The following is a 5,969-nucleotide window of genomic DNA, read 5'->3' as shown; positions in this document are numbered from 1 at the left end:
GCCGTGGAGGTTGACGTCGATGACGGCGCCCCAGTCCTCTGGATCGGTGCCGGCCAGCGTGCCGCCCTCCTCCGGGAAGCCCGGTCCGCGAGAGATCCCGGCGTTGACGCACACCACGTCCAGGCCGTCGAAGTGTGCCTTGACTCGGCGCACAGCCGTCGAGATGGACTCCGGGTCGGTCACGTCTGCTGTGACCGGCAGACAGGCTCCGCCATCGGTGGTGATCTGCTGCGCGACGGCCTCGAGGCGGTCGGTGTTGACGTCCACAAGGCCGACGGTGGCACCGGCCGAGGCCAGGGCCTCCGCTATGGCCCGGCCGAGTCCGCTTCCGGCGCCGGTGACGACGGCGGTGTCACCGGTGAGGTCGAAAAGGGACAGAACGTCGTTCCGGGCGGTGGGCGTTTCATGGGGCGAAGGCATGGGCGTATCCGGATCCTTATCATCAGGAGTGGGACGGTGACGGATGGATCGACGAGAGGCATGGCGCCTCGGGCGCCATGCCTCTCGCCGGTCCGGCGTCTGAAGCTTGTTTTCGACAGTAGTGGTGACGCAGATCACGTTGGTGTCAGGTGAGCGCACCGCACTGTTGGGGGGACGCACAGCACCGTGCGAACACGAACAGGCCCCGCTGTCGAAGCGACGGCAGGGCCTGCAGAACCTGATTGGCAGGCTTTCAAAAGGCGGGACGGGTCACCTCATCGCCTCCGGGTTGACCAGATGGGGTGGCACGCGATCCTCCGCTATCGCGATGGCATTGAGGGCGCTGAGCCGGGACATCTCGCGGCGGACCGACACCGTGGCGCTGCCCACGTGGGGCAGCAGGACGGTGTTGGGCAGCTCGGCCAGGCCGGGCGCCAGCCGCGGCTCGTCCTCATAGACGTCCAGACCGGCACCGGCGATCTCACCGGCGCGCAGCGCCTCCACGAGAGCGCGCTCGTCCACGACCGGCCCGCGGGTCGTGTTGACGAGGACGGCCTCGGGCTTCATCCGCCGCAGCACGTTCCGCTCCACGAGGTGCCGGGTGGATTCGACGAGGGGCACATGCAAGGACAGGTAGTCGCTGCGGGCCATGAGCTCGTCCCACGGCACCTGGCGCACACGGCCGGCGAACTCGCCGAGCTCGTCGTCAGCGACCGGACGGTCCCCGGGTGGGCGGGGGGCGAAGAGTACCTCCATCCCGAATCCGAGGGCCCGGCGGGCAGTGGCTCGGGCGATGCGCCCGAAACCGGCCAGGCCCAGCACCGCCCCAGAGACGTCGCGGCCCAGTAGCAACTCCGGCTCCCAACCGGTGAACCGACCATCCCGCACCATGCGGTCGCCTTCCACCACACGGCGGGCTGTGGCGAGGACCAGCGCCATGGCGACGTCGGCTGTTGCATCGGTCAGTACGCCCGGGGTGTTGCCGACCAGGACGCCGTGTCGGGTGGCGGCGGCGACGTCGATGTTGTTGAACCCGACAGCGAAGTTGGAGACTCCCTTGATTCGCGCCTTGGCGAGCAAGTCCGCGTCGACGACGTCACGCAGCTGAGTGAGCACGACGTCGAAGTCACCGGAGGCGCACAGCTGACGCAGCGTCTCGTGGTCCGGTGCGCTCGGCAGCACGGTCACGGCGCCAGAGGCCGCCATCAATGACGGGCCGGGCTCCGGGACGGGCGTGGTGATGAGGTAATGGGGTGCCAGGCTCACCGGCCCGACTCGGCCGGGGCGAGGACGACGTCGAAGCGTACCCGGCTCCACGGCCGGTCCCCGAGGTCGCGGCCATCCGGTGTGGGTGATCCGGCTGGCTGGTCCTCGAACTGCTTGATCAGGGAGTCCTTGACCCCGAAGACGGAGTCGCCAATCTCGATTTGTGGATCACCCTCCACGAAGATGTGAGTCACCAGGGTCCGCTGGTTCTCGGCTGTGACCATGAAGTGCAGGTGCGAGGCGCGCACCGGGGACCGGTTTGTGGCTGCGAGCATCGTCCCGACTGGACCGTCGTGGGGGATGGGGTAGGGGGTGGGCTTGAGCCCCCAGAAGCGGTAGGCCCCGTGCTCGTCGGTGAACAGATGGGCGCGGGCAGTGGTGCGACCGTCGTCGTACTGGACGTCGTAGAAGCCCTCATCGTCGGCCTCCCACACCTCGATCCGGGCGCCGGGGATCGGCGTGCCGTACGTGTCGGTGACGATGCCTTCCACCCAGCAAGGTTGTCCGGACGCGCCGAATGACAAGTCTCCGCCGTTGGGGATCTCCGGGGCATCTTCGACGAAGAATGGCCCGAAGACCGTTGCTTCGGTGGCTTTGCCAGCGACGGGATTGTTGACGGTGATGGTCTGCATGGAGGCGCCGAGCACGTCGGAAAGCAGGATGAACTCTTGTCGCTTCTCGTCGGTGATGTGTCCGGCGGAGGTGAGGAAGGTGATGCCGGACTCCCACTCGGCTTCAGTCAGGCGCGTTTCGCGGAGAAAGGCGTGCAGGTGCTTGGTGAGGGTTTGCATGATCTCCTTCAACCGCGCATCGGGGGTGGCTTCGAAGGAGGCGATTACCTTTTCCGTGAGGGCCTGCTCGCGGATGGCCTGATCGGCGCTGACGGTGCCGGTGGTATCGTTGGTGGTCTCGCTCATGGGGTGCTCCTGGTCAGTGCGGAAGGTCAGTGCGTGGCTGGGGCAGGCACCGGCTGGTACGGACGGGTGGGGGCGGCTCCGCGAAGGGCGTCGGTGAGCAGGACGGTGAGGTTCTTCTCCGTCACCACCACGGGGTTCGAGGCCGGAGCCGCAGCCGCCACCCGCTTCACAGCCTCGGGGATCCCCGCCTCGGTGAACCCAATCTCGGCCAGGGCCGCCGGGGCGTTCAGATCCCGCCGCAGACGGTTCAGCGCGGCCACAGCAGCCGCGGCCGGGCACTCAGGCTCGACCACGGGCAGACCGTTGAGCATCGCCGCTGCGGCCGCGCGTCCGTCCTCCCCGACCGCGGCCGGAGGATGACCGAGTGCGGTCGCCAGGCGCCCGGCGAGCTCTGGGACCGCCGGGGCGTTGAGCGCCAGCACGTAGGGCAGCACCGTGGCGTGGGTCTGCGCGTGGGGCAGGTCGAAGGTCCCGCCCAGGACGTGACAGATCTTGTGGTGCAACCCCGACCCGGCGGAGGCAAAGGCGACCGCGGCGAGGTAGCACCCGTACAGGGCCTGCTCACGCGCGCCAAGGTTGGTGGGGTCAGCGACAATGCCGCGCAGGGCGACGGTCAGAGCTCGAGCGCCCTCCAGCGCCATCGTCTGGTTGATCGGGTTGGCTCCCGGAGCCCACAGGGAGTCGACGCAGTGGGCCAGGGCGTTGAGCCCGGAGGCCACCGTGAGTTCTACGGGCAGCGTGAGCACTAGGTCGGCGTCATAAACTACTGCCGCCGGCAACACCCGGGCGTCGACCCCGGTTGTCTTACGGGCGGCCTCGGTCATGCCCCACACGTTCGTCGCTTCGGAGCCGGCGTAGGTGGTGGGAACGGCGACGATCGGCAGGCCAGTGGTGAGGGCCACGGCCTTGGCCAACCCGGTGGTGGAGCCGCCGCCAACGCTGACGAGCAGGTCGACATCGTGCTCGGCGGCCGCGGCGCGGGCCTGCTCGGCTTTGCCCACGGGGACGTGTGGAGCAACGTCGTCGTGGAGTAGGGCCACAGGCAGGCCCGCCGTGATGCGCTCGGCGAGCTCCCTCTCAGCCGCCGCGGCGATAACCATGACGCGGCGGGCATCGAAGCGCTGCACCTCGGCGGCGAGGTGCCCGGCAGCCAGGCCGGCTCCGAAAAGCACGCGCTGGCCGAGGGTCTCGTGAGTGAAGGTCAAGGACATGTCGGTCCTTCCGGGTCGGGAGCGAATCAGGATCGGCTCAGAATTGAAGTGAGGGCGTCGGCGAGGGCAGTCTCGGGGTCGTCGGCAAGGCCCATAGAGCGCCAGCCGACGTGTTTGTCCGGGCGCACCAGGACCACGCCGTCCTCGGCAACCTCCCGCAGCCGCTCCCAGTCGAAGTAAAGGTCGGTGACCTCCCGGCCCGGACCGATCACAACCGCCCGCAGCTCGATGCAAAGCCGCTCACCGACGCGCTGGGCGGCGTCGGCCCATGCCTGGCCGGTGATGCCGGTGAACAGAGTGAAGCCCTTGCCGAGAGCGAGGTCGTGGGTGGAGAGCTTATGCCGGGCGTCACCCACCCAGGCGTGGGGCAGTCGGGAGCCGGGCACTGTGGAGGGCTGGTAGTACAGCTCGGGATCGCGGGCTGGAACCGGACGCGGGGAGCCGTCGGAGAGAACAGCCGTGGACTCGTAGAACTGACCAAGCTCCACGCCGTGGGCGTTGAACTCATAGTCCTTGATCTCCATGGCCGCCCGAATGGCAGCGCGCTTGGCGGCACCCTCGGCGGTGTTGGCCTTGCGCTGCTCTATCCGCTTCACCATCTCGGCCTCTGTCCTCGCATCGGTGATGCCGAGGGCCTCGAACAGCTGGCCGAATTCACGTCCGGACTGATTGGCGCGCCGCACGATCTGCTCGGCCACGGGGGCGCGCTCCGCGCTGTAGGTCTCCAATAGCTCGGGGCCGGCCTGATCCTTGAGGACAGCGGCGAGCTTCCAGGCGAGGTTGTACGAGTCCTGGATTGAGGTGTTGGAACCAAGGCCGTTGCTCGGCGGGTGCTTGTGCACGGCGTCGCCGGCGCAGAAGACCCGGCCCTTCTGCAAGTGGGTGGCGTATTGCTCGTTGTTGCCCCACAGGGACGTGCCCGTGATCTCAACTTCCAGCTCGGGAAGGCCCAGGAGGCTTCGCACGATCCGCATGGCCTCCACCTCGTCGACAACCGGTGGCTCCTCGGCGATGTCGTAGCCCCACACGATGAGCCACTCGTTCCACGGCCGTACCATGCGCACCAGCCCCGCCCCGATGCCGCCTACGTTGGAGCCCGGCTGGATCACCCAGTACAGCACCGAGGGTCGGTGACCGACGAGGTCGGCGATGTCGGCCTTGAAGGTGATGTTCATGGACCCGGCGATGTCCATCCTCCCTTCGTAGGGCAGGCCGAGGTCAGCGGCAACCTTGGATCGGGCCCCGTCGCATCCGATGAGGTACTTCGCGCGAATCGTGTGTTCGCGTCCAGTGAGCCGGTCAAGGACGGTGGCGGTGACGCCGTCGTCGTCCTGGACGTGCGAGACGTACTCGGTAGAGAACCGGGTCTGGGTGCCTCGGACAGTGGCGTTCTTGACGAGGATCGGCTCAAGGTAGGTCTGTGGAATATCGCAGTTGAAGGAGGGAGATGCCAGCTCATAGTCCGCATGGCGGGCCGGATGCGTACCCCAGGTGAGGATCCGGCCGATCTCCTCCCCGGCGATCGAAGTGCAGAACACCGTGTCGCCGATCAGCTCGTGTGGTGTGGCGTCAGCCAGCACCTGGTCCTCGATGCCGAGGTCCCGGAAGATCTCCATGGTGCGCTGGTTGGTAATGTGCGCCCGCGGGGTGTTCGCCGTCCACCGGTACTTGGTGATCATGAGGTTTGAAACCCCTAGGGAGGACAGGAAGAGAGCCGCGGAGGCCCCGGCTGGACCCGAGCCGACGATCAGCACGTCCGTCTCGACCATGCCGGTGTCCGGAACCGCTGTCTCCGCGAGTCCGTCGTTGAAAACGGCCATTATCGTCCTTCCTCCACCGGCTGCGGACCCACATGGTCCGCGCAACGCTCCCGAGTGTGGCATCGATCACTGTCTTCAGGCCGTGGGCGGCCGAGCAATGCGCGCAGACCGCGGAACACTGCGCGGAGACGACAGGGACGGGCGGGGCCCGCCTGGAGCACCGGGATAGCCCCGTCGGGCTTCGCTGTTGTGGACATGACGGACAGCACTTAGAAGTGGTTTCAATAGTTATGGCTGAGGCGTTGAGTGGGGTCGACCAGGCCGGTGATCATGACTGCCATGGCGAGTCAGAGAGCGTCCGGACGACTGCTCGGTGACCAGTTGTGGGAGCTGTT

At 67.5% G+C, this 5,969-nt stretch carries 5 protein-coding genes; all 5 read right to left on the bottom strand.

The features are described 5' to 3' along the window. Window positions 1-420 (bottom strand): SDR family NAD(P)-dependent oxidoreductase (locus tag RIF68_RS24415; RefSeq protein ID WP_309053444.1); only part of this gene is annotated, 420 nt, incomplete at its 3' end. A 270-nt stretch (window positions 421-690) separates the two neighbouring features. Continuing rightward, entirely contained in the window at window positions 691-1,686 is a 996-nt protein-coding gene (locus tag RIF68_RS24410; protein ID WP_309053443.1) for a D-glycerate dehydrogenase, read from the bottom strand. Then, the gene (locus RIF68_RS24405; protein WP_309053442.1) at window positions 1,683-2,603 is read right to left on the bottom strand and encodes a dioxygenase; all 921 of its coding nucleotides are present in this window, start codon (window positions 2,601-2,603) and stop codon (window positions 1,683-1,685) included. The genes RIF68_RS24410 and RIF68_RS24405 overlap by 4 nt, the downstream gene beginning before the upstream one ends. 26 nt (window positions 2,604-2,629) lie before the next feature. Then, window positions 2,630-3,814, bottom strand: a complete 1,185-nt coding sequence (locus RIF68_RS24400; RefSeq protein WP_309053441.1) for a maleylacetate reductase — start codon at window positions 3,812-3,814, stop codon at window positions 2,630-2,632. Between the two features lie 26 nt (window positions 3,815-3,840). Then, window positions 3,841-5,634, bottom strand: a complete 1,794-nt coding sequence (locus tag RIF68_RS24395; RefSeq protein WP_309053440.1) for an FAD-dependent monooxygenase — start codon at window positions 5,632-5,634, stop codon at window positions 3,841-3,843. Between the last annotated feature and the right edge of the window lie 335 nt (window positions 5,635-5,969).

It is taken from the genome of Streptomyces sp. (genome assembly GCF_031178505.1).
GTDB lineage: Bacteria > Actinomycetota > Actinomycetes > Streptomycetales > Streptomycetaceae > Streptomyces > Streptomyces gulbargensis.
The sequence above is the reverse complement of the archived record's forward strand: the minus strand, read 5'-3'. Positions and strand labels throughout refer to the sequence as shown.

Excerpts from the sequence above, each read along its gene's own strand:
- RIF68_RS24405 (WP_309053442.1), bottom strand. The coding sequence starts at position 2,603 with ATGAGCGAGACCACCAACGATACCACCGGCACCGTCAGCGCCGATCAG.
- RIF68_RS24400 (WP_309053441.1), bottom strand. The coding sequence starts at position 3,814 with ATGTCCTTGACCTTCACTCACGAGACCCTCGGCCAGCGCGTGCTTTTC.
- RIF68_RS24395 (WP_309053440.1), bottom strand. The coding sequence starts at position 5,634 with ATGGCCGTTTTCAACGACGGACTCGCGGAGACAGCGGTTCCGGACACC.